The sequence below is a fragment of the Shewanella marisflavi genome, from assembly GCF_023283925.1.
GTDB classification, from domain to species: domain Bacteria; phylum Pseudomonadota; class Gammaproteobacteria; order Enterobacterales; family Shewanellaceae; genus Shewanella; species Shewanella marisflavi.
Genome location: NZ_JAKIKX010000003.1, coordinates 294,188 through 320,286 on the forward strand (window position 1 = coordinate 294,188; position 26,099 = coordinate 320,286).

21 protein-coding genes are annotated in these 26,099 nt (G+C 52.5%); 10 read left to right on the top strand and 11 right to left on the bottom strand.

The window, feature by feature from the left end; all coding sequences use genetic code 11:
* Positions 1–54: 54 nt before the first annotated feature.
* The 4 genes from L2712_RS08905 to L2712_RS08920 form a co-directional block, all read right to left on the bottom strand.
* Positions 55–3,216, bottom strand: a complete 3,162-nt coding sequence (locus L2712_RS08905; RefSeq protein ID WP_088903911.1) for an efflux RND transporter permease subunit — start codon at positions 3,214–3,216, stop codon at positions 55–57.
* Positions 3,216–4,430: an efflux RND transporter periplasmic adaptor subunit gene (locus tag L2712_RS08910; RefSeq protein WP_248977670.1), complete on the bottom strand. Its 1,215-nt coding sequence runs from the start codon at positions 4,428–4,430 to the stop codon at positions 3,216–3,218. The genes L2712_RS08905 and L2712_RS08910 overlap by 1 nt, the downstream gene beginning before the upstream one ends.
* A 225-nt stretch (positions 4,431–4,655) precedes the next feature.
* On the bottom strand, positions 4,656–5,882 hold the full coding sequence (gene srmB / locus L2712_RS08915) for an ATP-dependent RNA helicase SrmB (protein ID WP_248977551.1): 1,227 nt from the start codon (positions 5,880–5,882) through the stop codon (positions 4,656–4,658).
* A gap of 88 nt (positions 5,883–5,970) precedes the next feature.
* Positions 5,971–6,699, bottom strand: a complete 729-nt coding sequence (locus L2712_RS08920; RefSeq protein WP_248977552.1) for a tRNA1(Val) (adenine(37)-N6)-methyltransferase — start codon at positions 6,697–6,699, stop codon at positions 5,971–5,973.
* Positions 6,700–7,176: 477 nt separating this feature from the next.
* Here L2712_RS08920 and brnQ point away from each other — a divergent pair, with 477 nt between their 5' ends.
* From brnQ to recJ, 4 genes are all read left to right on the top strand, one after another.
* Positions 7,177–8,487, top strand: coding sequence for a branched-chain amino acid transport system II carrier protein (gene brnQ / locus L2712_RS08925; protein ID WP_248977553.1), 1,311 nt, complete (start codon positions 7,177–7,179; stop codon positions 8,485–8,487).
* Positions 8,488–8,570: 83 nt separating this feature from the next.
* Positions 8,571–9,476: a site-specific tyrosine recombinase XerD gene (xerD, locus tag L2712_RS08930; RefSeq protein WP_248977554.1), complete on the top strand. Its 906-nt coding sequence runs from the start codon at positions 8,571–8,573 to the stop codon at positions 9,474–9,476.
* A gap of 218 nt (positions 9,477–9,694) precedes the next feature.
* Positions 9,695–10,420, top strand: coding sequence for a bifunctional protein-disulfide isomerase/oxidoreductase DsbC (gene dsbC / locus L2712_RS08935; protein WP_248977555.1), 726 nt, complete (start codon positions 9,695–9,697; stop codon positions 10,418–10,420).
* A gap of 119 nt (positions 10,421–10,539) precedes the next feature.
* Entirely contained in the window at positions 10,540–12,264 is a 1,725-nt protein-coding gene (gene recJ / locus L2712_RS08940; protein WP_248977556.1) for a single-stranded-DNA-specific exonuclease RecJ, read from the top strand.
* A 434-nt stretch (positions 12,265–12,698) separates the two neighbouring features.
* Here recJ and L2712_RS08945 read toward each other — a convergent pair whose 3' ends face one another.
* Complete coding sequence (locus L2712_RS08945) at positions 12,699–13,559, bottom strand: DMT family transporter (RefSeq protein ID WP_248977557.1); 861 nt, start codon at positions 13,557–13,559, stop codon at positions 12,699–12,701.
* Between the two features lie 627 nt (positions 13,560–14,186).
* On the opposite strand from L2712_RS08945, the gene L2712_RS08950 reads away from it, so the two are divergent.
* The gene (locus tag L2712_RS08950; RefSeq protein WP_088903917.1) at positions 14,187–14,636 is read left to right on the top strand and encodes a DUF6174 domain-containing protein; all 450 of its coding nucleotides are present in this window, start codon (positions 14,187–14,189) and stop codon (positions 14,634–14,636) included.
* Positions 14,637–15,129: 493 nt separating this feature from the next.
* Here L2712_RS08950 and L2712_RS08955 read toward each other — a convergent pair whose 3' ends face one another.
* On the bottom strand, positions 15,130–16,287 hold the full coding sequence (locus L2712_RS08955; RefSeq protein ID WP_248977558.1) for a membrane dipeptidase: 1,158 nt from the start codon (positions 16,285–16,287) through the stop codon (positions 15,130–15,132).
* Positions 16,288–16,448: 161 nt separating this feature from the next.
* Positions 16,449–17,120 carry a type 1 glutamine amidotransferase domain-containing protein gene (locus tag L2712_RS08960; RefSeq protein WP_248977559.1) on the bottom strand — a complete coding sequence of 224 codons (672 nt, stop codon included), beginning with the start codon at positions 17,118–17,120 and terminating at the stop codon, positions 16,449–16,451.
* 111 nt (positions 17,121–17,231) lie between these two features.
* Between L2712_RS08960 and L2712_RS08965 the strand changes: the two genes are divergently transcribed.
* Positions 17,232–18,113, top strand: a complete 882-nt coding sequence (locus L2712_RS08965; RefSeq protein ID WP_088903920.1) for a LysR family transcriptional regulator — start codon at positions 17,232–17,234, stop codon at positions 18,111–18,113.
* On the opposite strand, the gene L2712_RS08970 is transcribed toward L2712_RS08965, so the two are convergent.
* Together L2712_RS08970 and L2712_RS08975 are read right to left on the bottom strand one after the other, a co-directional pair.
* The gene (locus tag L2712_RS08970) at positions 18,114–18,689 is read right to left on the bottom strand and encodes a TetR/AcrR family transcriptional regulator (RefSeq protein ID WP_248977560.1); all 576 of its coding nucleotides are present in this window, start codon (positions 18,687–18,689) and stop codon (positions 18,114–18,116) included.
* A 24-nt stretch (positions 18,690–18,713) separates the two neighbouring features.
* On the bottom strand, positions 18,714–20,138 hold the full coding sequence (locus L2712_RS08975) for a coniferyl aldehyde dehydrogenase (protein ID WP_248977561.1): 1,425 nt from the start codon (positions 20,136–20,138) through the stop codon (positions 18,714–18,716).
* Between the two features lie 279 nt (positions 20,139–20,417).
* Here L2712_RS08975 and L2712_RS08980 point away from each other — a divergent pair, with 279 nt between their 5' ends.
* The 3 genes from L2712_RS08980 (at position 20,418) to L2712_RS08990 (ending at position 21,959) form a co-directional block, all read left to right on the top strand.
* Entirely contained in the window at positions 20,418–20,795 is a 378-nt protein-coding gene (locus L2712_RS08980; RefSeq protein WP_088903923.1) for a SpoIIAA family protein, read from the top strand.
* Positions 20,796–21,000: 205 nt separating this feature from the next.
* The gene (locus L2712_RS08985) at positions 21,001–21,432 is read left to right on the top strand and encodes a universal stress protein (RefSeq protein ID WP_088903924.1); all 432 of its coding nucleotides are present in this window, start codon (positions 21,001–21,003) and stop codon (positions 21,430–21,432) included.
* An 83-nt stretch (positions 21,433–21,515) separates the two neighbouring features.
* Positions 21,516–21,959 (top strand): universal stress protein, encoded by a 444-nt coding sequence (locus tag L2712_RS08990; protein WP_088903925.1) that lies wholly within the window; start codon positions 21,516–21,518, stop codon positions 21,957–21,959.
* A gap of 1 nt (position 21,960) precedes the next feature.
* Here L2712_RS08990 and L2712_RS08995 read toward each other — a convergent pair whose 3' ends face one another.
* Complete coding sequence (locus L2712_RS08995) at positions 21,961–22,539, bottom strand: TetR/AcrR family transcriptional regulator (protein WP_248977562.1); 579 nt, start codon at positions 22,537–22,539, stop codon at positions 21,961–21,963.
* A 131-nt stretch (positions 22,540–22,670) separates the two neighbouring features.
* On the opposite strand from L2712_RS08995, the gene L2712_RS09000 reads away from it, so the two are divergent.
* Positions 22,671–23,711 carry an alkene reductase gene (locus L2712_RS09000; protein WP_248977563.1) on the top strand — a complete coding sequence of 347 codons (1,041 nt, stop codon included), beginning with the start codon at positions 22,671–22,673 and terminating at the stop codon, positions 23,709–23,711.
* A gap of 81 nt (positions 23,712–23,792) precedes the next feature.
* Here L2712_RS09000 and L2712_RS09005 read toward each other — a convergent pair whose 3' ends face one another.
* Entirely contained in the window at positions 23,793–25,964 is a 2,172-nt protein-coding gene (locus L2712_RS09005) for a TonB-dependent siderophore receptor (protein WP_248977564.1), read from the bottom strand.
* Positions 25,965–26,099 lie beyond the last annotated feature (135 nt).

The following is a 26,099-nucleotide window of genomic DNA, read 5'->3' on the forward strand; positions in this document are numbered from 1 at the left end:
GCTAAAACCTCTGCTGGATCAAAAAGGGAGGCCAAGCCTCCCTTTTTAAGTTGATTACTCGCCTTGACGCTGGCTTCTTGGCTGCCACCACCAACGGATAAGACGTCCCAGTGCCTGCCAAATGCGTCTCAGCAACTTCCTGATATCATCAAGAATTATGTAGAGCACTGGCACAAGGATCAGGGTCACCAGGGTCGAGAACAAGATACCAAAGGCCAGCGAGGTGGCCATGGGGATCACGATCTGCGCCTGCAGGCTGCGCTCGAGTATGATGGGCACCAGGCCGACGAAGGTGGTCATAGATGTGAGGATGATCGCGCGAAAACGATAGCAACCTGCGTCTATGGTGGCATCTTTAAGCGGCAAGCCCTGTGTCCGGGCCCGGTTAACAAAGTCCACCAGGATCAGCGAGTCGTTCACCACTACCCCTGCCAGCGCCACGATACCACACAGACTCAAGACGCTCATGGAGAGCCCCAAGATAAAGTGGCCAAATAGGGCGCCGATGATGCCAAAGGGGATCACCGACATGATGATCAACGGCTGGCTGTATGACTTGAGCGGGATCGCCATCAAAGCGTAGATGGTGAACATGGCAAAGAAGAAGCCTTGGATCAGGCCTAACATGGCGCTCTGCTCGTCGGCGCTACCACCATCTAACGTGGTAGATATGTGGCGATACTTGCTCTCTAAGTAGGGCAGGAAATCCTTTTGGATCTCGCCGACCACCTTAGAGGGCTCGACCTGATTTTTGTTGGCGTTGGCGATCACCGTAATGGCGCGGCGTCCGTCTACGCGAGTGATAGAGGAGTAGGAATCACCCAGCTCGATATCCGCGACGCTCGAGAAGGGAACCGAGGTGCCTTGGGGCGTGCGGATCATCATGTTTTCCAGATGTCCCAGGGTGCGACGCTGCTCGAGCGGGTAACGCACCATCACTTTCACTTCTTCCTTGTTACGCAAAATGCGCTGGGCCTCAAAGCCGTAGAAGCCATAACGCACCTGACTGGCCAGATCCGACAGGGTCAGCCCCAGGGCTTCGGCTTCGGGCTTGATGGCCAGGCGGATCTCGTGGCTACCGGACGAGTAGTTGTCTGAGATATCGTACACGCCCTCATAGGTGCGTAGCTTCTGCTTTAGCTCATCGGCCGCTTGGGAAAGCTGCTCAAGATCGCTCGAGGTAAGCCTGAAGGAGATATCGCCGCCGGCATCATTAGTGCTGGCGTTGATATTGAGTTTCTTCACCGAGATCAGCTCTGGTAGCGCCTTGCGCCAGGCATCGGCGATGGTGACGCCGTCTACCTCTCTGTCTTCCCCTTTGGTGAGTTCGGCAAAGATAAAGGCTGATGTACGTGAACCCATATTGATAAAGCTGTGCTGCACTACAGGCTTGCCGTACTCCTCTTCCATCTGATCGTTCATCACATAGAGGGCGTTTTCGATCTCCTTGACCACCTTGAGGGTGTTGGCCTCAGAGCTGCCTACATCCATCTCTAGGCGCACTTGGATAAAGTCGGAAGGAATATCGGGGAAGAACACCCAACGTACCTTGCCACTGGTGACCAGCGCAATTGAGAGGATAAGCACACCGATAAAGGTGGCGACCACATTGTATCTATGCTCAATACAGTGACCGATAAATACCCGGTACTTATGGTGGATAAAGTGTTGCACCTTGTTGTTGAGCGCCATCTTGAAGCGCACAAACGCATTGGGGTTGTCATTGGGGCGGCGCGGTTTTAGGTGCGCCAAGTGAGCCGGTAAAATCAACTTGGACTCGACCAGCGAGAACGCCAGACAGAGGATCACCACCATACCGATAGATTTCCAGATGATGGCCATCGGACCTGACACCATCAGCATGGGGATGAAGGCGGCAATAGTGGTTAATACCCCGAAGGTCGCGGGCATGGCGACGCGCTGCGCCCCTTTGACCACATTGTCTAATGAGTGCCCATGCCGTTCTATCTCGGTATAGGCGCTTTCGCCGATAACGATGGCATCATCCACCACTATCCCCAGCACCAGAATAAAGGCAAACAGGGTCAGCATGTTTATCGATAGCGAGAAGGGCTCTAGCGGCATGAGTAACATGGCGCCGAGGAAACAGACGGGAAGGCCCATCATGACCCAGAAGGCGAGACGCAGGTCCAGGAAGAGTGCCAGAATGATAAACACCAGTAGGGCACCGTAGAACATGTTCGACAGCATCATGTTCAGACGTCCCTTGAGGTAGTGGGTGAGATCCCCCCAAGTATCTAGCTTGGCATATTCAGGCAGTGTGCCGCGGCGCTCCTCGACAAAGTCTTTGACTTGAGAGGAGATATCCAGCGCGTTTTGATCGTCGACGCTCAGCACCTCGATAATGGCGGCAGGCTTGCCGTTAAAGCGGGTGTATTCCAGGCGTTCCTCGAAGTCGTCGCGTATATTGGCCACCTCGGGCAACATGATACGGCTGCCGTCCTGGCGGGTCTTAACCACAATTTGGGCAAAGTCCTCGCCTGTGTAGGCCTGGCCTTTGGTACGCAGCAGAATGTCGCCATCTTCGGCACGAATCGAGCCGCCGGGCAGATCGATGGAGGAGTTACGTACCGCTATCGCCACATCGGCGAAACTCAGGCCATACTCTCGCAGCTTGTCTTCAGAGACCTCTATGCCGATCTCATAGTCTCGCACGCCAGTGACCTGAGCGCGGGTCACGGCCGGCAGGGCGGTGATCTCTTCGCGAATGCTTTTGGCCAGCTCCTTCATCTCATGCAGACTCATGTCGCCATAGACAGAGACCCAGATGACATTGTTTTCTGGCTTGAGGCGGAAGATATTGGGCTTCTCGATATTGTCGGGGAAGGTGGCAATGGCGTCGATTCTCAGCTTGGCTTCATCGAGAATATCCTGGGGATCGAAACCATCTTCAACCTCAATGGTGACATTGCCAGAGCCTTCACTGGCCACTGAGGTCACCTTTTTGATGCCGCTAATATCCTGGATCGCCTCTTCGATCTTGATGTTGATCCCCTCTTCGATCTCTTGCGGGGCTGCGCCTGGATAGGCCACGGAAATTTGCAGATAGTTCAGCTCAAAGGAGGGGAAAACCTCCTTGTTAATCAACACTGTGCTAAATAGACCACCGATTAGCAGCACCACCATCAAGAGGTTCGCCGCCACGCTGTTGCGGGCAAACCAGGCAATAATGCCCTTGTTTGTATTGCTCTCCATTACTGCTCCCCTGCTGCCACTAAGGTTTGCTGGGACTCTTCATCTTGATCTAGGCTTTGTGGTTTTTCTTCTTCGCCAATCACCTTGACCACTTGGCCTGTAGACATGTTGTTGATCGTGGTGAGCGAGATGCGTTCGCCGTCTTTGAGGCTGTCTTTGATATAGACGTTTTCGATATCGCTGCGTACGACGTTAACCTCACGCATCTCTAGCGTGTTGTCGTCGCGCACCACGGCAACATGATGCTCTCTGACGATGTAGCGTGGTAATTTGACTATGCCTTCGACGGTGCGCCCCTTGATGATAGCGTTAACGAAGCTGCCATACTTGAGCGGCAGTTGTCCTTCAACGTTATGCTCTCTCAGGTAGGGATCTTTCACCTCAGCCACCAGATAGACCATGCGGTTGTCGGCGTCGATCACCCCTTCACTGCGTACAACCTTACCTGTCCAGCTCACAGTGCGTCCGGCAAGCTCGGCGCTCAGGGTGACTTGGGTGTCGGGATTGTCTATCGACTCCAGATAGGCCAGTTCTTGGTTGGCCAGTGGCAGGCGGATCTCGGCAACACGGGTGTCATACAGCTCGCCCAGGTTAGTTCCCAAGGTCACATATTGACCCAGATCCACGTTGCGAGCCTTGATGATGCCGTCGAACGGCGCGCGAATCGTCGTGCGCTCCAGATTACGCTGGGCACGCGCCAGCGCGGCCTCAGCAAATTTTACATTGGCTTGCTCTTTCTTGAGTTGAGGTAGACGCAGACCCAGCTCAGGGGGGACACCGCCGTCATAACCTTTCCAGTCGTTCTTAGCGACTTCACCACGGGCGATCTCTTCATCCAGGGCCGCCTTAGCCTGAGCCAGGGTAGCCTGAGCCTGCATCAGATCGGCTTCATAATCAGAAGGTTCTATCTGCGCCAACATGTCGCCGCGTTTGACTATGCCCCCAGCAACAAATTTGTCAGAGATGGTCAGCATACGCCCCTGCACCTCTGTGACTAATTGCGTTTTGTTTTTAGGCTGTACCACACCGTAGGAGGGGAGATTCAGTGAAACGGTTTCACTCTTAACGGGCATCACATCGACAATAGGTACTGGTACCTCTTCCTCTTTCTGCTCAGGCGTTTTTTGTGTGCTCATCATAAGCTGGGCCAGTAGGCCGAAAACGACCAGAATAAAGAGGGGGGGAAGGACTCTTCGTAAGATAATTTTTATCATTGACTTCATGCTATTCCATGCTGAGCGTAATGCCTTATAAATTACCAGAGTCTGCTACGGTGACAAAAGTCTTTTTGTAAATAAATTGTGTCAAATTTGACGAAAAGTATGAATTTAACATATTGATAATCCAGTGAAGAGCGGTTAATTGATATCAGTTTGTTAAATTGACATAAAAAAAGCGCCCCTTGGGGACGCTTTTTTTATACGCAGTTTGTTTATGCCTTAGCCCTTTTTCTTGGCCTTTCCCTTCTTGGCGGTTTTCTTATCCGCGCTCTTGGCCTTTTTCTTGGTGGGGATCTTGGCTTCTTTGTGTTTAGGCCGCAGTGAATCGATGACTCGACGTTTCAGTGGCTGCTCAATATAGCGTTCAATTTTAGCCACTACACGCATATCATGGGCTTCAGCCAGAGAGATCGCCGTGCCTTTGTTGCCGGCGCGACCGGTACGGCCGATGCGGTGTACATAGGTATCGGCCGAGCGTGGCATGTCGAAGTTGATCACATGAGTGATGCCGTCGATATCGATACCGCGGGCCGCTACGTCAGTGGCCAGCAGCACATTGACTTCCCCTTTGGTGAATCGGCCCAGAGCCTGAAAACGTGCCTTCTGTTCCATATCGCCGCGCATAAAGGCGCAGGTGATCCCTGCCTGTTGCAGCTGGCCTTCGAGGCTGGCGACAACGTCACGGGTCTTGACGAAAACGACGGCGCGACTCACCTCTTCGCGCTTGAGGATATCGCACAGCAGGGCGAACTTATGATCCTTGTCATCGGCAAGGTGCAACCATTGATGGATCTTGGCCTTTTCGCTGCGCGGCGGCTTGGTTTCAATGGTGATGGGATTCGACAGCAGCATCTCGGCAAAGCGACTGACGCCGCCGCCTTCGAGGGTCGCAGAAAACAACATATTATGTTTACGCCCTTGAGCCTGGATGGCGATCGCCTGCACCACAGAGGAGAAGCCCATATCCAACATGCGGTCGGCTTCGTCGATCACTAAGATCTCAACCGATTGCGCATCGAAAAGGTCTTTATCCAGGTATTCCATCAAACGGCCCGGTGTTGCCACCAGAATGTCGATATTGTCCTTGAGCGCCTTCTCTTGAGGGGCATAAGGCACGCCGCCGGTGATGATGGCGATATCCAGATTCAGTCCTGTTGCCAGGTGAGAGGCGTATCTGTGTACCTGGCTGGCCAGCTCACGGGTAGGAGTGAGAATCAACACGCGCGCATGCCCAGAGAATCGACGTGGGAAGTCCAGCAGATGTTGCAACGCTGGCAGCAGGAAGCTGGCAGTTTTACCGGTTCCGGTTGGTGCCCTGGCCATAATATCTTTATGTTCCAGAGCTAACGGAATCGTCTGTTGCTGGATGGTCGTGGGGGTAAGATGCCCCATCGCCTTGAGCGACTCAAGCAGGGTGTCGTCAAGGTGGAAATCTTCAAATTGCATGCGCTGCGTCTCTCAAAATAATAGCGCGGCATTATACACCCAAAGCTGGCTAAAGTGCGAGGCCGCCAGCAAGGGCAGAAGCGGAAAGTTAAAGTTTCAGGTAGAAGGCTCGCGTGAGGGCGATCATCGCCTCGCTATAGTGGCCTTTAGAGTCTCTGACACAAAGGGTTTGGGTTGCGACTGGGTGGTGGCAATCCTGGTCCTGGTTTTTGTCTCGCTGATGACCAAGGGTCAGCAGGTGTCTATGGGCTGTTTTACCGCTGACGCTGGCGACATCGAATCTGACCTGCAGGCTTAATTCATGGCTGGGGAGCAGGCCAAGAAAGCGTTCGATGCTAGCGCTTGGCAAAATGAGGCTCGCCTGGCCTGTTGGGCTCAATAGCTGCTTAATCGCCTTAAGGAGAGCATCAAAGCTCAGGCTATCTGTGTGTCTGGCCTGGGCGCGCTTGTCACACTGCGACTGAGGACCGTTTTCGAAGTAGGGTGGGTTGCAGAGGATATGATCAAACTGTATGTGGGCTTGAACATACCAATCGAGCAGGTCCGCCTGGATCAATCTGATGCGATCAGTCCAAGGGCTCTGGTCGATATTGTGCTGGCAATCTTGCGCCGCTAAGGGCTCTATCTCTAAGGCGGTGATATCTGCATGACTGCGCTGAGCTGCCATCAGGCTCAGTAGGCCGCTACCGGCGCCGATATCTAGAATGTTTTGCGCCTGAGTGAGCGGTGCCCAAGCGCCAAGCAATACGCCATCTGTACTGACGGGCATGCCGCAGCGGCTGTCATCGATATGAAATTGTTTGAAGGAAAAGGGCATTAACCTGTTGCCGTGTTCATTACGCTGGGGCGCCATTGTACGTTATCGCGCCAAAGGCAGAAAGCTTGCTGTTACGAGGGCGTAAAACAGTGAATTTCGCTAGGAGTAAATGTTGTTTCTTGTGAAGGGTGAAATCAGTTTGTGGGTTAATTGTTAAAGTTTGGCTCTTATTTGCGCCCTTGTTAGGCGGGATTCTTGTGTCTTAATTAGCTTTTTGCTAATAGTAGGTGCTCTTGTTGGGGCTGAAAGCCTTGATTTGAGCCAGGTAAGCCAGTTTGAATGCATTTTTAGCGTTAGTTAATCCTGCTGTCGTTCAAGAAGTAGCCAAGAATGGGCTAGATTTACCACGGAGACGTGTAATCTTAAGTTTACACGCAATGAAGGTCGCGGTCATTGGTTAATTATTTCCACTAAGCGATTAAGATCATTACATAAAGCAGATTAACGGGGCGTTGTGTGCAAAACAATAAATTAAGTATGACAGATACATTAGGCTTAGGTTTTATGACCTTTGCCTTCTTCCTAGGGGCGGGTAACCTTATCTTCCCGCCTTTGGCCGGATTTCTTGCCGGTGAGAATATGTCTTGGGCCATGTTGGGCTTCTTGCTGACGGCCGTGACCCTACCACTGATCACTCTGATTGCCGTGGCTAAGGCCAATGGTAAGGTGATGGGCTTGCTACCGCCTCTTGCCGCGACCCTACTGGCGATTGCTATCTATATCATCATTGGCCCAGCCTTTGCGGCGCCCCGTGCTGGCTTGGTTGCCTATGAGATGGGCTATAAGCCTTTTATTGAAAATGCCGAGGCGAGTTTCGAACTGGCTGGTGTGGTATTTACCAGTTCACAACTGCTCTATACCATCATCTTTTTCGGCCTTGCCATGCTGCTGTCACTCTTTCCGGGCAAATTGCTCGATAGCGTAGGCAAGGTACTGACTCCTATCATGATCGTTTTGCTGGTCGGGCTGGCGTTGTCTGTGGTTATCTTGCCTGGTTCTGAAGTAGGACAAGCGGTGGGTGACTATCAAGCTAATCCGCTGACTAAGGGCATCATCGAAGGTTATAACACCATGGATACCTTGGCCTCGTTGATCTTCGGTATGTTGATTATCGATCTGCTGCGTAAGAAGGGCATTAATGCTCCAAAGGAGCAGACTAAATATCTGGTACGCGCAGCCTTTATTGCGGCTGGTGGATTGGCATTTGTGTATGTTTCGCTTTTCTACCTGGGCGCTAGCGCTGGCGATCTTGCGGCGGGTGCCGACAACGGCGGGGTGATCCTGACTAACTATGTGAACCATCAGTTTGGTGCTACTGGGCAGGTGCTACTTGCCGCCGTGGTCACCCTGGCCTGTTTGACCACAGTGGTCGGTCTGGTCTCTGCCTGCGCCGAGTACTTCAACGAATTGATGCCTAAACTGTCTTATAAGTTACTGGTTGTTGTGATTAGTATTATCACCGCCGTTGTGGCTAACGTCGGCCTTGCACAGTTGATTAGCATTAGTATCCCTGTACTGGTGACTATCTACCCGGTTGCCATTGCGCTGGTAGCTGTGACTTACCTGACAGAACGCTTTGCCCAGCCGGCTTTTGCCCATCGTATGGTGCTGAGTGTAGCCCTGGTGTTTGGTATCATTGATGGCCTTAAGGCGGCGGGTGCCGACATGAGCATGTTCGATGCTATGCCACTAAGCGGTCAGGGAATGGCATGGCTCATTCCGACAGCCATTACCATCTTTGCCTGTTTAGTGGTCAAACGCCCACGCAATGAGACAGTGCTGAATTGATGTCGTTTACGCCAATAGCGTAAGATAACGGTGTTAGCTCTAAGAGTTAGCACCGTTTTTTTATCTGATAAGGGAGTTTATATATGTCCGACCCAGTTCATCATATGGACCCGCTTATCGAGCCCTTTTTGGATGATCTCTGGGCCGCCAAGGGGCTAAGCGATCATACCCTTCAAGCCTATCGTAGTGACCTGTGCCATTTCGACCGTTATCTGCAGAAGCAGCGCCTGACACTCAGCAGCGCCGCTCAGGGTGATGTACGTGCCTATCTGGTCCAGCGAGTCGAGCAAGGCTTTGCTAAGACCAGCAGCGCCAGACTGCTCAGCAGTTTAAGGCGTTTCTATAAGTACCTGTTAGCCAAGAAGCTGATTGAGCTCGATCCCATGGCGATGATCAAGCCGCCCAAGTTGGCGAGAAAGCTGCCTGACTCCCTAAGTGAGGCCGATGTGGAGCGACTACTGGATGAACCCAATATAGAAGATCCCGTCGAGGCCAGGGATCGCGCCATGCTAGAGCTGCTCTATGCCAGTGGGCTGCGGGTGTCTGAGCTGGTGGGGCTGACCTTAGATCAGATGAGCCTAAGGCAAGGCGTGGTGCGCATCGTCGGTAAGGGGGGCAAAGAGCGCCTGGTGCCCTTTGGTGAACAGGCTGTGGCGGAGATCGAAGCCTATCTTAAGTCTGCCAGATTTGAGTTGTTAAAAGGGAAGCCCAGCGATGTGGTGTTTCCCTCAAAACGGGGCAACATGATGACGCGGCAAACCTTCTGGCACAGGATCAAGCTCTATGCTCAGCGCGCTGGTATTGCCGTGCACCTGTCACCCCATACCCTAAGACATGCCTTTGCTACCCATCTGCTCAATCATGGAGCAGACTTGCGCGTGGTGCAGCTATTGCTGGGCCATAGCGATCTCTCAACCACCCAAATATATACCCATGTGGCTAAAGCCAGGTTGGCGCAGCTGCATCAAGCTCATCACCCAAGAGGCTAGTTGCCAAGCGCATTGGATACCTGTAGGCAGTGACTAATGTGTCACTTTGCCATTATTCGTTTGCTTTCATGTTGATGAGCATGTAACTTTTCAGCCTTTAGGCCGGTCTATAAAAATGACATATTGCTCGTAGCAAGTTTTAGTAACAATTTAGGTTGGAATACCGACAGCCTAATTTGCTTTAATGCTATGAGCCCTAACACCCTATAGGAATTCGAATGAAGTTTACCCGAGCGCTCACCTTAGTTGTTGCCATGGTGGCCACCCCCCTGATGGCGGCATCAAATAACGTGGTCGAAAATGGCGACCAGTTGAAGCAGAAATTGTCAGATACATTAGGTGTTGAGGTGCAAAACCTTAGCCAGTCTCCGATTCCAGGTCTGTATGAGGCGATCACTAACCGTGGTGTCCTCTATATCACTCAGGATGGCAGTAAGCTGTTCCACGGTAGTTTGTATGATCTCGATAACGGCATGAAAAATCTGACCGAGGCTGCACTGGCTGGCCCACGTAAAGAGGCAATCAAACCGTTTGAGCAAGATATGCTGGTTTATAAGGCCAAAAATGAGAAGCATGTGATCACTGTGTTTACCGACATCACCTGTGGTTATTGTCGTAAGCTACACAATCAGATGGACGAGTATAACAACTTAGGCATTACCGTTCGTTATCTTGCCTTCCCACGTCAGGGCGTGCCGTCTAAAAACGCCGTGGATATGGAGGCCGTATGGTGCTCAGCCGATCCACTCAAGGCTATGACAGATGCCAAGGCGGGCAAGCAGGTTTCCGGTGCTAAGTGTGATGCTAAGATTGCTCAGCAGTATCAGCTTGGTCAGAGTCTTGGGGTAAACGGCACGCCAGCTATCGTGCTGGAAGACGGTACCATGATCCCAGGATATCAGCCGCCTGAGCAGCTTATTCAGGTGCTAGATCGCATCCAATAAGTCGCTAACGCGCGAAATAAGGTGAGCCTGGGCTCACCTTTTTTTTGGCCATCTTTTGCTGTGTGTTCCGAGCTGGCTTTGCTATGCTAGCGGCAAGATTTTTTGAGGTTGTTTAAGTCGTGATCCATAAGATAGTACGCCGCCCTAAGGTAGATGATAGCCATCTGCCGAATCATCTTTCTCCCATCTTAAAGCAAGTCTATGCCAGCCGAGGATGCAGCACGAGCGACTGCGAGTTAGCGCTGGCTAACCTACTGCGCCCCGATACGTTAAAGGATGTAGATAGGGCCGCGGCCATTATTGCCGATGCGATGGCCCAGCAGCAATCCATCTTGATCGTGGGCGACTTCGATGCAGACGGTGCCACCTCCACTAGTGTCTGTCTGCTGGCTCTGAGAATGATGGGCGCGACGAATGTGGATTACCTTATCCCTAACCGATTCGATTATGGCTATGGTCTCAGTCCTGAGATAGTGCAGGTGGCCCAGCAAATGGGGGCGCAGCTGCTGATAACCGTTGATAACGGTATCTCCTCCATCGAGGGGGTAGCCGCCGCTAAGGCCTTGGGAATGCAGGTGGTGATCACCGACCATCACCTGCCGGGTCAAGCTGTACCGCAGGCTGATGCGATAGTGAATCCTAACCAGCTGGGTTGTGGCTTTGCCAGTAAGGCGATCGCTGGGGTCGGCGTGGCCTTCTACTTAATGTCAGCCCTGCGCGCCGAGCTGCGCAGTCGTAACTGGTATAAGGCTAAGGGCATTAATGAGCCTAACCTGGCGACCTTGCTGGATATCGTGGCCTTGGGCACAGTGGCGGATGTGGTGTCACTGGATACCAATAACCGCATCTTAGTGGACGCCGGGCTCAAGCGGGTGCGCGCCGGGCGCTGCCGACCCGGAATTACCGCGCTGTTAGAGGTGGCCAAGCGCAACACCTCGCGCATTGTTGCTTCTGATTTTGGCTTCGCCGTTGGCCCCAGGCTAAACGCCGCCGGTCGTCTCGATGAGATGGCTTTGGGGGTCGAGACCTTGCTGTGTGACGACATGATGCGTGCACGGCGCATGGCGAGCGAGCTGGATGGTCTTAACGCCGAGCGGCGCGAGCTGGAAACCGGCATGCAGCAGGAGGCACTAAAGAGCCTGGAGAGCCTGTCCCTTAATGAGGCTGAGCTACCCTGGGGGATCGCCCTCTACCAGCAAGACTGGCATCAGGGGGTGATAGGTATCTTGGCGTCGCGGATCAAAGACAAATACCACAGGCCGGTGATCGCCTTTGCCGAAGCGGGGGAAGGCGAGATCAAGGGCTCGGCTCGCTCTATTAAAGGCTTGCATATGCGCGACCTGTTAGAGCTGATCAATGCCCGTCATCCTGGAATGATCATCAAGTTCGGCGGCCACGCCATGGCGGCGGGTCTGTCGCTGCGCGCCGGTGAATTCGAGCGTTTCGCTAAGGCCTATGATGAGGCGGTGCGTGAACTGTTAGCGCCGGAGCAGTTGACTGGCGAGATAGTCAGCGACGGCGAACTAAGCCCTGCTCAGCTCAATATGGCGCTGGCCAGAGAGCTTCGCAGCGCTGGTCCTTGGGGGCAAAATTTCCCCGAGCCGATATTTGATGGCGTGTTTCGTATCCTGCAGCAGCGGATTGTGGGTGAGCGTCACCTCAAACTCGTGCTTGAGAGTGAATGCGGCCAGACCATGGTCGATGCCATCGCCTTTAACGTGGATCTCACCACCTGGCCCGATGCTACCATTCAATATGCCGAAGTCGCCTATAAGCTGGATATCAATGAGTTTCGTGGTAACGAGAGTCTGCAGCTCATGGTGGAGCAGATCGAGCCTAAGTAGCCTTGTCATTAAGGCTGGTGCTTACTTTGCCGACAGGCGGTATTTTTTGAAATAGCACCTGATGGCCTTATTTTTGATACGCTTTTGGCTTTTGGCTTTCGGCTACGTCCTGTCGCTGAGAGTCAAAGGCGTAATAATACCCCTATCTAGGGCCTGTTGATCTTTAGCGTTCACTTTTGCAGCAGTCTGTATCGCTTTTATACAAGGCTGAGCGATTGTAATGCAGTGCACTGCATCAATGAGCGATAACGCAGTAGAAAAATGATACAGACGCTGCCCGTAGGGTTCGTCTTGAGCACGTTCAACTCTTTGTTACTCGGCTTTTATATAGAATAACTATATCTCAAGCCTCGAGCCGTGATTTGAACGTGCTCAATTAGAACAAAATTTGTTCTCAAAAGGTCATCAGGCCCTAATGTTTCTTCGATTTGACTTCATTGCTGGCTATTGCCTTGTTTACTCATGACAAACAGTGCGATGCCGCCGAGTACGGCGATGGAGGCGACGAGGAGTCTCGTGGTCATGGCTTCGCCGAGCCAGATAAAGCCGCCAAAGGCGGCAATCACAGGTACGCTAAGCTGAACCGTCGCGGCGGTTACCGAGGTGAGTGAGGGCAGCACTAAGTACCACAGGGCGTAGCCCAGGCCCGAGGCGAGGGCACCAGATGCCACGGCGTAGCCAATCCCTGTGGCGCTGATAGTCTCAGAATGGACGAGCAAGGCAAACGGCACTAAGGCCATGGGCACCGCGCGGATAAAATTGCCCGCCGTGGCCAGGGTTGGTCGATCAGTACTGCGACCTAGTAAAGAGTAGACCCCCCAGGAAATACCCGCGATTATCATCAGCACGGCGCCGACTAGGGATGGCGCGCTCACCCCCGGCAGTACCAGCCAAACCAAACCCGCTCCGGCCAGTAGCGCCCCTATTGTCTGTTTTCGATTTATCCGCTCGCCAGACCACAAACCGTAGAGGATCATGGTTATCTGCACCGCACCAAACAGCAATAAGGCACCCGTGCCAGCGCTTAGGCTGTTGTAGGCAAAAGAAAATGCGATCGCATAACCAAATAGCGCCGCTGCCGACAGCCAGTTGCCGCCCAGGCCGCCAGTGCGAATGTGAGGTGAAACCAGTATCCCCAGCATCAGGGCGCCGGAAGCGATACGTATCAAGGTGAAACTGGTGGCGCCGATACTGCCCGATGCCAGAGCCTCCCGGCAAAACAGCGAGTTGGCCGCGAATGCCAGCATAGTGACCGAGGTGAGTAACAGCAGGCGTATCCTTGAAAGTTGGGGCATGGTTAACCTTATGCTTGGGGGGCTTAGCGAGTCATATTCGTTATTCATTTCAGTGTATCGTGGGATTGGTTGTTTGCCATGAAGGTACTGTCATCTTCTCATGGAGGAGTCTGTGATTGGTCAATCTGAGTTTATCTGGGGGAAAGGTCGTACCTTCATTGACGTTAATAGCCTGCGGCTCGCTTTCGTGCAGATACATCTGCTACACGCCGTGAATCCTTCCCTGGAGGCTCGACGATGGCATCCCTGCCATCGACGTCCGCAGATGCATCTACACCAGAATTTCCAATTTCTTCGATTTGACTGCATTTGTTGCCGATAGATATGAAAACTTAGTGCATCTTTGCCACTTTATTATCTATAGGTGGCAAACCGAATGAAAATAAAGGGTAATAAAATCAGTGCTTAACTTTATGTTGGCTAAGGAGGAGGTCTGGAAAATGCGCATGCATGTTTTTCCGGATGGTGTATTTGAAGTAAAAGTGATAAATTCTATACAATACAATCAGTTAACAATGCGCGTGTTCACTGTTCTAACGAGGTAAACGCACATGCGCACTAATAAAATGTTTGGTATGCGTGAACATCGGCATTACGTTGCTCACCTTAACAGGGCTTTAGAGTTTTATGCAAATATTCGATACCCGCAATCCATATTCAATCTTCTTTGTATTAGGAACGATAATAGTCCTAATATTTAGTTTTTGGGGAATTGGGCATCAATCGGTAAACTCTCAAACACGCGAAAAAATAGCGAGACAATTGGAAATTTGGAAACAAAATGAACCTGAAAGGTACAGCTATGTTGCCCAAGAAGGTTGTATGTATGTAGCAGGATCAAAAGTTTTAGTCGTAAATGGTGTAGCACTTTTTGAGAAACTTGGTGAGCACGAGCATGAATTAGTTATTGACGATCTTTTTAAAGCTGCAAATAAAGGGTTATTTGAAGCTGCAAGTATGGAAATTAAATACCACCCAAAATTTGGATTTCCAGAAGTAATTGAAGTTGATTGGAGTAAAGACACAATAGATGACGAATGCTTTTATGAAATTAGTAAATTCAAAGTCATCGAGTAAAAAACTCTAACAAGGCCATCATGGCAATTGGACGCAAAACGCTTGGCTTGCGCTCATTCTTCGCTAAGTTTAGCCAACAATTTTAAGCTCGGTAGCGAGGTGCTACCCCTATAAATTCGAGCTAAGTGGGTTAGAACAAAAAATCTAACATTGGAAATGTCCGGAACTTTCCCATGTCGTGTAATCGAAGAGATGGATAACCGGGTGTAGATACGCCGGTGAGCTTCCGAAACAGGGATGTTTCGGCAGAGCCTAAAGGGACTTATTTACGGCGTCTCACAGGCGTATCTGCACATTAGCCTGCTGCAGGCAATTGATACACCATGCTGTCTTGGTTAAAGGATGCCTTTCAAATACGAAATCGGGTAGATGTTCTAAAAGGATACTTTAAGAAAGCGTCATTAGGCTGGCCGCTAACCAGCCTAGGTTAGAGTAACCAGCCTAGGTTAGAGTAACCAGCCTAGGTTAGAGTAACCAGCCTTGGTCAGAGGGACTAGCCTAGTACCTCGGCCAACACCCGCTGCCAATTCCCACCCATGATCTTAATGCGATCGCCGCTGCTAAATCCGGCGCGGGACAGGGCGCTGTCGATGCGCTCCATGCGCTCGATATGGTTAAGCTCTGGGATCACCACATGTTCGGGTTCGTGGTCGAAGCCGAGTACGCCGCGGGCGCGCAGGCTGTGCCACCATTCAATGTATTGTTTTACCCCTTCGGCGTTGTCATTACTCAGTGCCAATAAGTTTTCGTGGCCGCGTAGTGGATAGTCGTTGGCAATCGCCACGGCGTCTATGCCGCCGACATTGGCCACATGCTTGAGCTGCGCCAGATAGTGGTCTGTGGTGGGCGTTTGCTCTGTGGTGAGCCAGAAGGTCATCATAAAGACGCCGAATAGGCCGCCGGTATCGGCGATCGCCTTGATCACCTCATCGGGTGAGCAGCGGGCGTGATTGACGATGGCACGCACGGCGCCGTGGCTCGCCACTATGGGCGCGCGGCTGGCCCTGGCGCTATCTAGTGCCGACTGAGGGCTGGAGTGGCTGACATCGAGCAGCATCCGCTTGCTGTTGAGCTTGTCGATTAGCTGATGGCCGGCCTGGGTGAGCGGTAGGTTGAGCCCCTGCTTGCCGTCGTTGTCCAGTGCGCCGCCGCTAAACAGGTTGCCATAGTGGTGGGTAAGCTGCAGTACCCTAAGGCCGCGCTCATAAAACTCATCCACCTGATTGAGATCTTGATTTATGCTCTGCTCGACGCAGTCGGCGCCCTGAATTTGAAAGAAGACGGCGGTTCGTCCGCTTTCATGGGCAAGCTCGATATCCTTGGCGCTTCGCCCCAACAATAGTTTGTCTGGGTTGGCGTTTACCCGCTCTAAGGCCTCGCTGATGCTTTTGACACAAGCCTTGTAGGTGCGTTTGTAGTTTGTGGTGCCGTCGGCCTGTTCTATGGCTTCGATGGCTGAGATATCACACAGGTAAGCATCGAGCTTTGAGGCGCTGAGATCGGCTAAGTCGTCGGGCAAAAAGGAGAGGCCATCGATATAGAGGGCTTTTTGAGTCGCTTTCGCCCATGCCGGGAGGGGGGCTAGCTGAGTCAACAGACCGGCAGCGGCCAAGCCCTTAAGTAGATGGCGTCGTTGCATTTGCACAGGCATATAGCGCTCCTCAATAGTTGTTATTATCGCGGCAAATCAATGGGATTAAGCTGCTGATACTAACATCAAACCATCTGGCAGTGGAGCTTTGCGGGACACTCATGGCCATTGAATTAGCCATTGAATTAGCCACGGAAATGACCATGAGTGTCGGTTTGAGCTTAAGCTAAGTGTGCGGCAATTGCCTTACCAACGGCGCCAGCACTGGCAGGGTTTTGCCCGGTAATGACTCGTTGATCTTCTATGATAAAGGCATTCCACGGCTGGACCTTGTTATAGCGCTTTGCGCTGCGGGTCAGTGCTTCTTCGAGCAGGAAGGGGATCTTATCTATGGTGCCATAGTCGATCTCCTCTTCACGGGTAAAGCCGGTTACCGATTTGCCGGCAATCAGTTTTTCGCCATTGCTCAGTGTGATGGGCAGTAAACCGGCTGGTCCGTGACACACGGCGCCAATGACACCACCATTTTCGTAGTGCGCCGCACTGAGCTGGGCAACGGCTTCATTGGTGGCCAGATCCGATAGCAGGCCAAATCCACCCGGATAGTAGATAGCGCTGTATTGCTCAATATCTATCTGTGAGGCGGGAATGGTATTGTTGACCCGGCTGATAAACGAGGCGTCCTGCAACATAGATGCGTTGACCTCATCACCTTCGATATCTGTGCCATATAGGGGGGCCTTGCCGCCGTCGATTGAGACAAGATCATAATCAAGGCCTGCGGCTAATAGCTCATGCAGCGCATGGGTGAGTTCTGGCGCAAAGGTACCATTGGCTTCGTCAGTGGTGCCGAGTGTGGCGTGGTTTGTCAAAAAGATAAGTACTTTTTTCATGGTGCAGAGTTCCTGTTATTACAAAGTGGTCTCATTGTAATTGTTGCTGTTTGTTGTGATAATCCATCAGGTTGGCAAATTAATATTGTTATATAGCAACAATGGTGATGCATGGATAGTTTTGAGGGGATTGTCGAATTTATTGCGGTTGCCGAGTCTAATGGCTTTTCGGCGGCGGCACGCCAACTGGGAAGTTCGACCAGCCATGTGAGTCGTCAGGTGGCGAGGCTTGAGGCGCGGCTTGGCTGCGCCCTATTTGCAAGGACCACTCGCAGCGTTAGCCTGACACAGGCTGGGCTGGGTTATTATCGCCAGTGCCAAAACCTGATGGTGGGACTTAGGCAGGCCAATGAGGAAGTGAGTCAGCAGCAACAGCAGCTTAGTGGCACCCTGAGGGTTAGTGCGGCCGGGGCGTTTGCCGAGCAGTATATCGCTCCGGTATTGATCGATTTTGCCAGGCAACATCCCGCCTTAACCATAGACATGGACTTCAACAGTCGTATGGTTAACTTTGTCGAAGATGGTATCGATTTCGCGATTCGCTTTGGAATGTTAAAAGACTCAGGCCTGGTGGCGCGTAAGTTAGCGAATCGAGACATGATGGCGGTGGCAAGCCCTGAGTATTTGGCCGAACATGGTACTCCTAAGACGCCTCAGGATCTCAGGTTGCATAGCTGCATCATCTCTAACAATGATCACTGGCTGTTTCAACAAGACGATATAGAGCTGAACATCAAGGTGGAAGGGCGCTGGCGCAGCAACAATGTGCCAGCGGTGATCGCGGCAGCAGAGCAGCATTTGGGGATTGCCTATCTGCCTAAGAGTAGCTTTATCGTGCCGCTGGCTAAGGGCAGCCTGGTTCCTGTGTTGTCACCCTATTGGAATCGCGGCCTCACCAGCTGGATTGTTTACCAAAACCGCCGTTTCTTACCCATGCGGGCGCGAATGGCTATCGACCATCTGATTGCACATTTTGCCGATTGGCAGGAGTGATCACCGCGCGGCCATGGCATTCCAGAAGAGGGCAAAGCTAGCGGCGCGCTGCTCTTCATCCTGCCAGCGTTCTGGGTGGTCGACAAAGTAGCGGGTGGCGGCCAGGTATTGGCCGTGGCAGTTGTCTTGCATCAGCTCAATGGGATATTTAGCCAGCTCGCCACTTGCCTGCCCCTGTCGGATCAATTCGGCAATAAAGCCTAGGATGCTGTGCATCGCCTGAGCGCGCACCGACTGCTCGACGGTTGGCGACATCGAATAGAGCTGAAAAAAAGCCTGTTTGAGCGGATTGGCCATGGCCCAGGTGAGCGCGGCAAACCACAGCTGCTTGGCATCTTGCTTAAGCTTGCCACTCTTGCTTGCACCTGCTTGTATGGCGTCGGCAAACTCCTGTTTGACGCCGAGAAACAGCTGCTCGAGCAGCTGCTCTTTAGAGGGAAAATGGTGAAACAGTGTGCCTGTGGCCACACCTGCCTCGCGGGCGATGGTAGCCGTGCTGGTGCCGTGAAAGCCCTGACTGACAAAAAGCTGCAGGGCGGTATCTAAGATGGCTTGTTTCTTCTGACTTTTGCCCATGGCAATCTCTCTCAATCTCAACCTTTAGCGTAAAAATAGCTTCATCAGCAGCCGCTGAATAGTAGTGCCATAGGGAGGGTGTACCAGCTTGCCGGTATTGAGCTTGCCACGGCTCAGTATGGTCTTGGCGTGGCTCATAGTGAGGAAACCTTCCTTGCCATGGTAGTGGCCCATGCCTGAGGGGCCTATACCGCCAAAGGGGGCATCGTCTGCCGCCACATGGAATACGGTTTCGTTGATGCACACACCGCCCGAGTGGGTCTGGTTGAGTAGACGCTGTTGGGTATCGCTATCGAAGCTCATGATATAGAGCGCCAGCGGACGAGGGCGGTCATTCACATAATCGATCGCGCGCTCCAGGTTGTCATATTCGATGATGGGCAGCAGAGGGCCAAAGATCTCCTCCTGCATGACGAGCATCTGCTCGTTCACCCCAGTGATCAATTGTACCGGCAGCTTGCGGCTGTCGGGGGAAAGGGTTTCCTGAGAGCTTGGGATGATCTGCGCCCCTTTGTCGCGGGCGTCTTGCAGCACCGCCTGTAGGCGCTCGAATTGTCTTGGATTGATGATGGCGCCGTAATCTGGGTTATCACCTATCTCACCGTACATCTGCTTAAATTTGGCGATAAAGGCCTGTACGAAGGCGTCGCTCTTACCTTTAGGTAGCAGCACATAGTCGGGGGCGACACAGATCTGTCCGGCGTTAAGGCATTTACCGTAGATCATCCGCTCCACGGCCGTATCCAGTGGCATGTCCGGGGCGATGATCACAGGTGACTTGCCTCCCAACTCTAAGGTGACTGGCGTGAGATTGTCGGCGGCGGCGCGCATCACATGGCGGCCAACCGTGGTGGAGCCGGTAAATAGCAGGTGATCGAAGGCCAATGCCGAGAAGGCGGCGGCGACGTCGGCTTCCCCTTCGATAACCGCAACCACACTCTCATCAAACAGGTCGGCGAGCATCTGTTTGAGTACCTTGTTGGTCTCTGGGGTGAATTCAGACAACTTGATCATGGCGCGGTTGCCAGCCCCAAGCGCCGTGATCAAGGGGCCGATGGAGAGCATCACAGGGAAGTTCCACGGCACTATGATGCCCACGACGCCCAGGGGCTGATACTGCACCTGCACCTTGGCGGGCGCTAATAAAATCCCCGCGTGGCGACGGCTGGGCTTCATCCAACCTTTGAGCTTTTTCAGTGTGTAGTTGATGTTGTTGACGCAGGGCATGATGTCGGAGATGCGGCTGTCATCACTGGATCTGTGGCCATAATCGGCACTGAGGGCATCGACGATTGCCTGTTGATGGCTCAGCAGCGCCTGCTTAAGGGCGATAAGCTGTGTCTCGCGTTGCTGCCTAGATGGCGCCCCTTGCTCACGAAAGCTTGCCTTCTGTCTGGCGAGCAGCTGATTGAGGCGTTGGCTTATGTTGAGATTTGCGGGCATATTCATCTGGCTATCCATCCTGTCTGCGTTAACTCTTTGATAAGCGATGACGCCATTTTTTACGGCGTCATAGGCGTGTTTTCAAAAACCGACTGATTAGTCGGTCTAATATTATGTCAAGCTTGAAGTTAGGTCAAATCCTGAGCGATATCCGAGCAAAGTGTGATCTAGATCAAATGCGTGGTGATGGGATGAAAACTAAAATTTAGTTAGGGTCTGTTGAGCTTTGCTGTTTGTTTTTACAGCAGACCCTAGGCACTTTTGTTGTCTTGGCAGGAGGTTGTCATGAGCACTGAGTTACATGGTATCGCTATCGGTATAGAGCGAAATCAGGAGAATGTTTATCTCACCTTTAAGGCGGTTGGCAAGCTGACCCATCAAGATTATCTGCAGATGACGCCGCTACTCGAATCTGCCCTGGCCGGGGTTGAGAGCCCTGAGATCCTGGCGCTTATCGATATTACTGAGCTCGATGGTATTTCGCTACATGGTGCCTGGGACGATCTCAAGCTGGGGATAAAACATGGCAAAGAGTTTAAGCGGGTTGCCATCGTAGGTGAGGGTGATGTGCAGCAGTGGATGACGCGTGTGGCAAACTGGTTTACCTCGGGTGAGTTTAAGTTTTTCGAGGATAAAAAGAGCGCGCTCGCCTGGTTGTTCTAGCCAGTTTAGTGCTTGAGCTTCGTCAGTGGTGAATGGATTTGAGCTTAGCGATTAATCTTAGTTTAAGTAGTGGCTTGCGCAGCACTTGGGTATTAAGGTTAAGGGTGATAAAGGGCGCTGCAAGGGTAGGGAACTGTCAAGCCTGTGTCACCTTTATCCGCTATGCTTAAGTAAAGTGATTGCCGATTGTGCTAAGGAGTAACAGATGAGAAAAGGTCAAATTTTATGCCCGACAGATTTTTCTGACACGGCGTCCCATGCCCTGTCTTATGCTATCGAAATGGCAAATCTTTATCAGGTGGGATTTCGCCTGCTCCATGTGGTAGAGCAGCCTATGGGTGATGAGAATTTTCAGATCTTGGCTATCACGCCCGAAGAGCTTGCCAAATCGATGGAAGAGGCAGCCGGCGAAAAAATGAAGTCCTTGCTGGCTAAACTCGATAGTAACCTGCCTATCGAGACCATGATACGTCGTGGCGATCCCGTTACCGAGATTCTGGCCGAGGCGGAAGAGAGCAATGTAGGCATGATAGTGATTGCCAGCCACGGCCGCACAGGCTTGTCTCATTTTCTGCATACCAATGTGGCTGAATCGGTGGCTAACCGCGCCAAATGCCCCGTGCTGGTGGTGAAGTAGAATTGTGCTCAGATAGCACCGAACTAGCTTAGCGGGTCTGCCAAACCGGGGCGCGGCGAACGCTATATTTGAGGAGGTGTACTATGCGTACACGTCAAATACTGTGCCCAACGGATTTTTCCGAGACGGCATCACACGCCTTGGGTTATGCCATTGAGATGGCGACCCTCTATGGCGTCGATCTACGTATCGTTCATGTGGTGAGCGAACCTTACGGCGCCCATAACTATGGGATTGTAGTGGAGAGTAACGAGGAACTAGAGCAGCATCTGCATGCCTATGCCAACGGCAAGTTGGGAGAGGTGGTGAGAGAAGCAAAGATTAAGATGCCGCCAAACCTCAAGGTCCATAGCGAGGTTCGCTCCGGTGGCGTACTGGGCCAAATCTTACTCGACGCCGAAGAGCATGATGTGGGCATGATAGTGATCGCCAGCCACGGCCATACCGGTCTGGCACATCTGCTTAATCCCAGTGTGGCCGAGGAGCTGGCCAATAAGGCTAAATGCCCAGTGATGGTAGTGAAATAGCCTAACTGCGGCAGGTGTCTTGAAGAAGTTGCTGCGCCAGAGCGTGCAATACCTCTGGCGCGGGTTTGGTATGGGCAAAGGTTCTGAGCCCATAGATCCCCATGATGAAATAGCGCGCCAGGTGGCCGCCATCCCCTTTAATCTCGCCCTTGACGATAGCCTGTTCAAACTGGGCTTCCAGCGTCTGTTGCCAGCCGTCGAGATGTAGCTTAATAGCGTCTCTTAACGACTCATCTTGTTCAGCCACTTCATTTAGGGCCTTGGTGAGCAGGCAGGCTTTAGGTGTGTCCTCGCACAAACACTCATCGACTATGCCGGTTAAATAGCGTTTAAGCTGCTCGACGAAGGGGAGTGACGAGCTGAAGCAGGCCGTTAGCTCGGCGTGACGGTCTTGACCATATTGTTCGATGACCGCAAGCAGTAGGCCCTGCTTATTGTCGAAGGCGCAGTAGATGGAGCCCGGATGTAACCCTGTGGCCTTGGTGAGATCTTGCATACTGGTTTTGGCATAGCCCTTGTCGATAAAGGCATTCATGGCCTGTCTCAGTACCTGCTGGCGATCAAATTCGGCGTTGCGCATCTGGCTCTTCGTGTTGTTTCTTGGGCGATAAAGGGCATTGTACTTAATTTTGAATGTTCGTTCAAAAAAGATCTTGAATTGATCCTAAGCAGGCGTTATCTTGAACGCTCATTCAAGATAGAGACCCGAATATGACTGCCAATCTTTTTGAGCCTTATGCGCTTAATGCCAGTATTACCCTTAACAATAAGATTCTCATGGCGCCGCTCACTCGTTGTCTGGCAGACGATGACTTGGTACCCACTCAGGCGATGGCGGACTACTATGCTCGCCGTGCCGATGCCGGACTTATTATCTCGGAGGCGGTGATTATTCGCCCCGATGGCCAAGGCTACCCCAACACGCCTGGCCTGTTTACCCCAGAGCAGATCCAGGGCTGGCAGAAAGTCACTGCCGCCGTTCACGCTAAAGGCGGTAAGATCTTTGCCCAGTTGTGGCACACCGGCCGTGTGGCACACTCACATTTCTTCGGTGGGCAGATAGTGGCGCCATCGGCGGTTAAGATTGAAGGTACAGTGCCACGTCAGCGTGAACTGGCCTATGAGGTGCCTAAGGCGCTGACGACTGAGGAGATAGCTCAGTTGGTGGCCGACTATTCACAGGCCGCGGCGAATGCGATTGATGCCGGTTTTGACGGCGTCGAGATCCATGGCGCTAATGCTTACCTTATCGATCAGTTCTTGCACCACGACAGTAATCGTCGCGATGATGAATTTGGTGGTTCGCCAGAGAATATGGCGCGCTTCCCGCTGGCTGTGGTCGATGCCATCGTTAAGCGTATCGGCAATGATCGCACAGCACTGCGCGTATCGCCCGGTGCCTACGTTAATATGCAGGGTGATAGCCGTGATCGCGCCGTGTTCGACTACTTCTTAAAGCAGTTGGAGTCTCGTCAGCTCGCTTATCTGCATGTGGGGATATTCGATGACGCCATGGAGTTTGATTATCTTGATGGCCGAGTGTCTGACTATGTGCGTGCGCATTATGGTCAAACTTTAGTGGGCGTAGGAAGCTACACGGCAGAGACTGGCGCGCGCGCCATCGCCGATGGACGCTTCGATCTGTTAGCTATTGGTCGTCCCTTTATCGCCAACCCAGACTATGTCGCCAGGGTGCGCGATAAGCAGCCGCTGGTGGAATATTCTGATGCTATGTTGGCCGAGCTGGTTTAATTAGATATTCGATAATTTATTCAAAGAGTTGCTATTAAAAAGGGCATATAGGTTTTCCTATATGCCCTTTTTTACGCCGGGTTAGATTTTCCAGCTGAGGGTGGCGCTGTAGTTTGCGGGAGCGCCATAGAAGGCCTGAGCCCAATAGAGACTGTTGAGATATTTCTCATCGGTCACATTGTTGGCGTTGATGCTCAGCTGTATGTTCTCGTTAAACTGATAGCGGGCCATAAGATCGACGATGGCGTACGCGTCCTGCCGGGTAATGATCTCTTCGCCCGCATTATCAAAGCCATCGCCAACCACGCCCTGATGACGCGAGATATCGTCCTGCCAGCGCATGTTCATCCCAATCGATAAGCCTTCGATGACGGCGACATCGTAGGTGGCGGCGAACTTGAGCAGGCGGCTTGGGGTATAGGCCGCGACTATCTCGGCGTTTTCGTCATGACCATCAATATCGAAGTCGGTAAAGCCCAGGCTCAGGTTGAGGCCATCAAATACCTCTCCGGCGACTTCAAATTCATAGCCCTTACTGTTAATGCCATCGGCGCCTATGTAGCGCTGGTCGGGCGGCGGCAGATCCGCAGTGCGTGGATCTGGCACGGCCAGATTGACTTGCTGAATGTCGAAATAGGCCAGGCTGGCGATCAGGCGACCATTAAATAGCTCGCTCTTAAGACCTATCTCCTTACTTTCACCTGTAACAGGCGCCAGCAAGTTATCGTCGATATCCTTCTCGGTTTGCGACTTGAAGGTCTCGGTATAGCTGGCATAGGCCACGAGTTCAGGAGTGATACGATAAACGGCGCCCAGGTAGGGAATGAACTGGCTATCTTCTACATCTTGTAGCTTGCTGTAGGAGACCCCTTCGGCCTGCCACTTATTGAAGCGACCACCGGCGATAAGATGGAAGCCCTCGAACAGGTTAAAGCGACCGGTAAAGTAGGCGGCCTGCTGCTTAGCGCTGACGTCGCTGCCGCGGGGGCTGTCGGCAAAGATGGGCTTGGGCGTGTTGCCATCCCAGTCGTTGAGATCCGGCATGGCCGGGAAACCATTGCCCGTGGTGTAGTCATATAAAGAGGTGTCGATATAGTCCACCTTGGCATAGTTCACCCCGGCGACCAACTGATGCTCGCGGCCAAACAGGCTGACTTCGCCATCGACATAGATATCTACCAGATCATGACTCTCGTCGAGATCGTATTCGCTGCCATAGCCGGTGAGACCCAGGCCGGTTTCTCGGTCGGGCGTGCCGTAAACATAGAAAAGTTCGGTATCTTCATCGGTACTCTTGTGAGAGTAGGTCGCGCGTAGACGCCAGTCGTTGCCGAAGTAGTGACTCAACTCCACCACGGTATTTTGCTTGATCACCTGCCAGTTAGACCAATCGGCCGAGGTGTTGGTGGATCTGTCGTAGTGGGTTGGACTGCCATCTGTATAGTAGAGCGGCAGCGCGCCCCAGTTATTGCCCGTAGCATCGTTGTTGATGTAGCTGTGGCTGACCGACAGGCTGGTGTCGTCGCTTAGGTTGGCCTCCAGGAAGGCATAGAGCACGCTCTTATCTGTCTCGTAGCGATCGAGGTAAGACTCCTTTGTCTGTTTCACTGCCACCACGCGCCCGGCAAAAGTGTCGTTAAGGCGGCCACTGGCATCGGCTTCCACCCTGAGGTTGTTAAAGCTGCCGTAGCTGGCCTGCAGATTAAGCTGATTGTCAGCCGTTGGGCGCTTACGAATGAAGTTGACCGTGGCCGAGGGATTACCCACGCCCGTCATCAGGCCGTTGGCGCCGCGGATCACCTCGATGCGATCATAGATGGCGGTGTCTTCGTCGGCATGGTTGTTACCCGAGGTGAGCGGCAGGCCGACGCCGTCTATCTGAAAGTTGGTGATGTCGAATCCGCGCGCCGTATAGTAGGTTCGGTCGGTCTCGATACGCTCAACATTGATACCTGTGGCACTGTCCAGGGCGCTGTTGATGTCATTGAGCTGGAAGTCGTCGAGCTGTGCATCTGTGATCACCGAGACAGACTGAGGAATGTCGACAATGGCCAGATCCAGCCGTGAGGCGCCGCCAACTGAGTGGGCGTTGTAGCCTTGCACATAGCGTCCGCGAACCTCGATCTTCTCGATCTGTTCATCGACCTGTTGCTTTTCTTGGTTTGTCTGAGCGGTTTGGGTTTTTGCATGGCCAGGCATGGAAGTCATGCTTAGGGCACAGAAGATTGCGAGCGAAATAGGCTTTAGTTTCATGATCTGTCGTCATCTTAGCGAAAGAGGAATAGTGAGGAGTCGTACAAACCGTTGAGGCTCGGCATGCCGACCAAATTAACGCAACAAAGGATACCCAAAAAAAGCATCAGCTTAAATAGTAATGGTTATCATTTA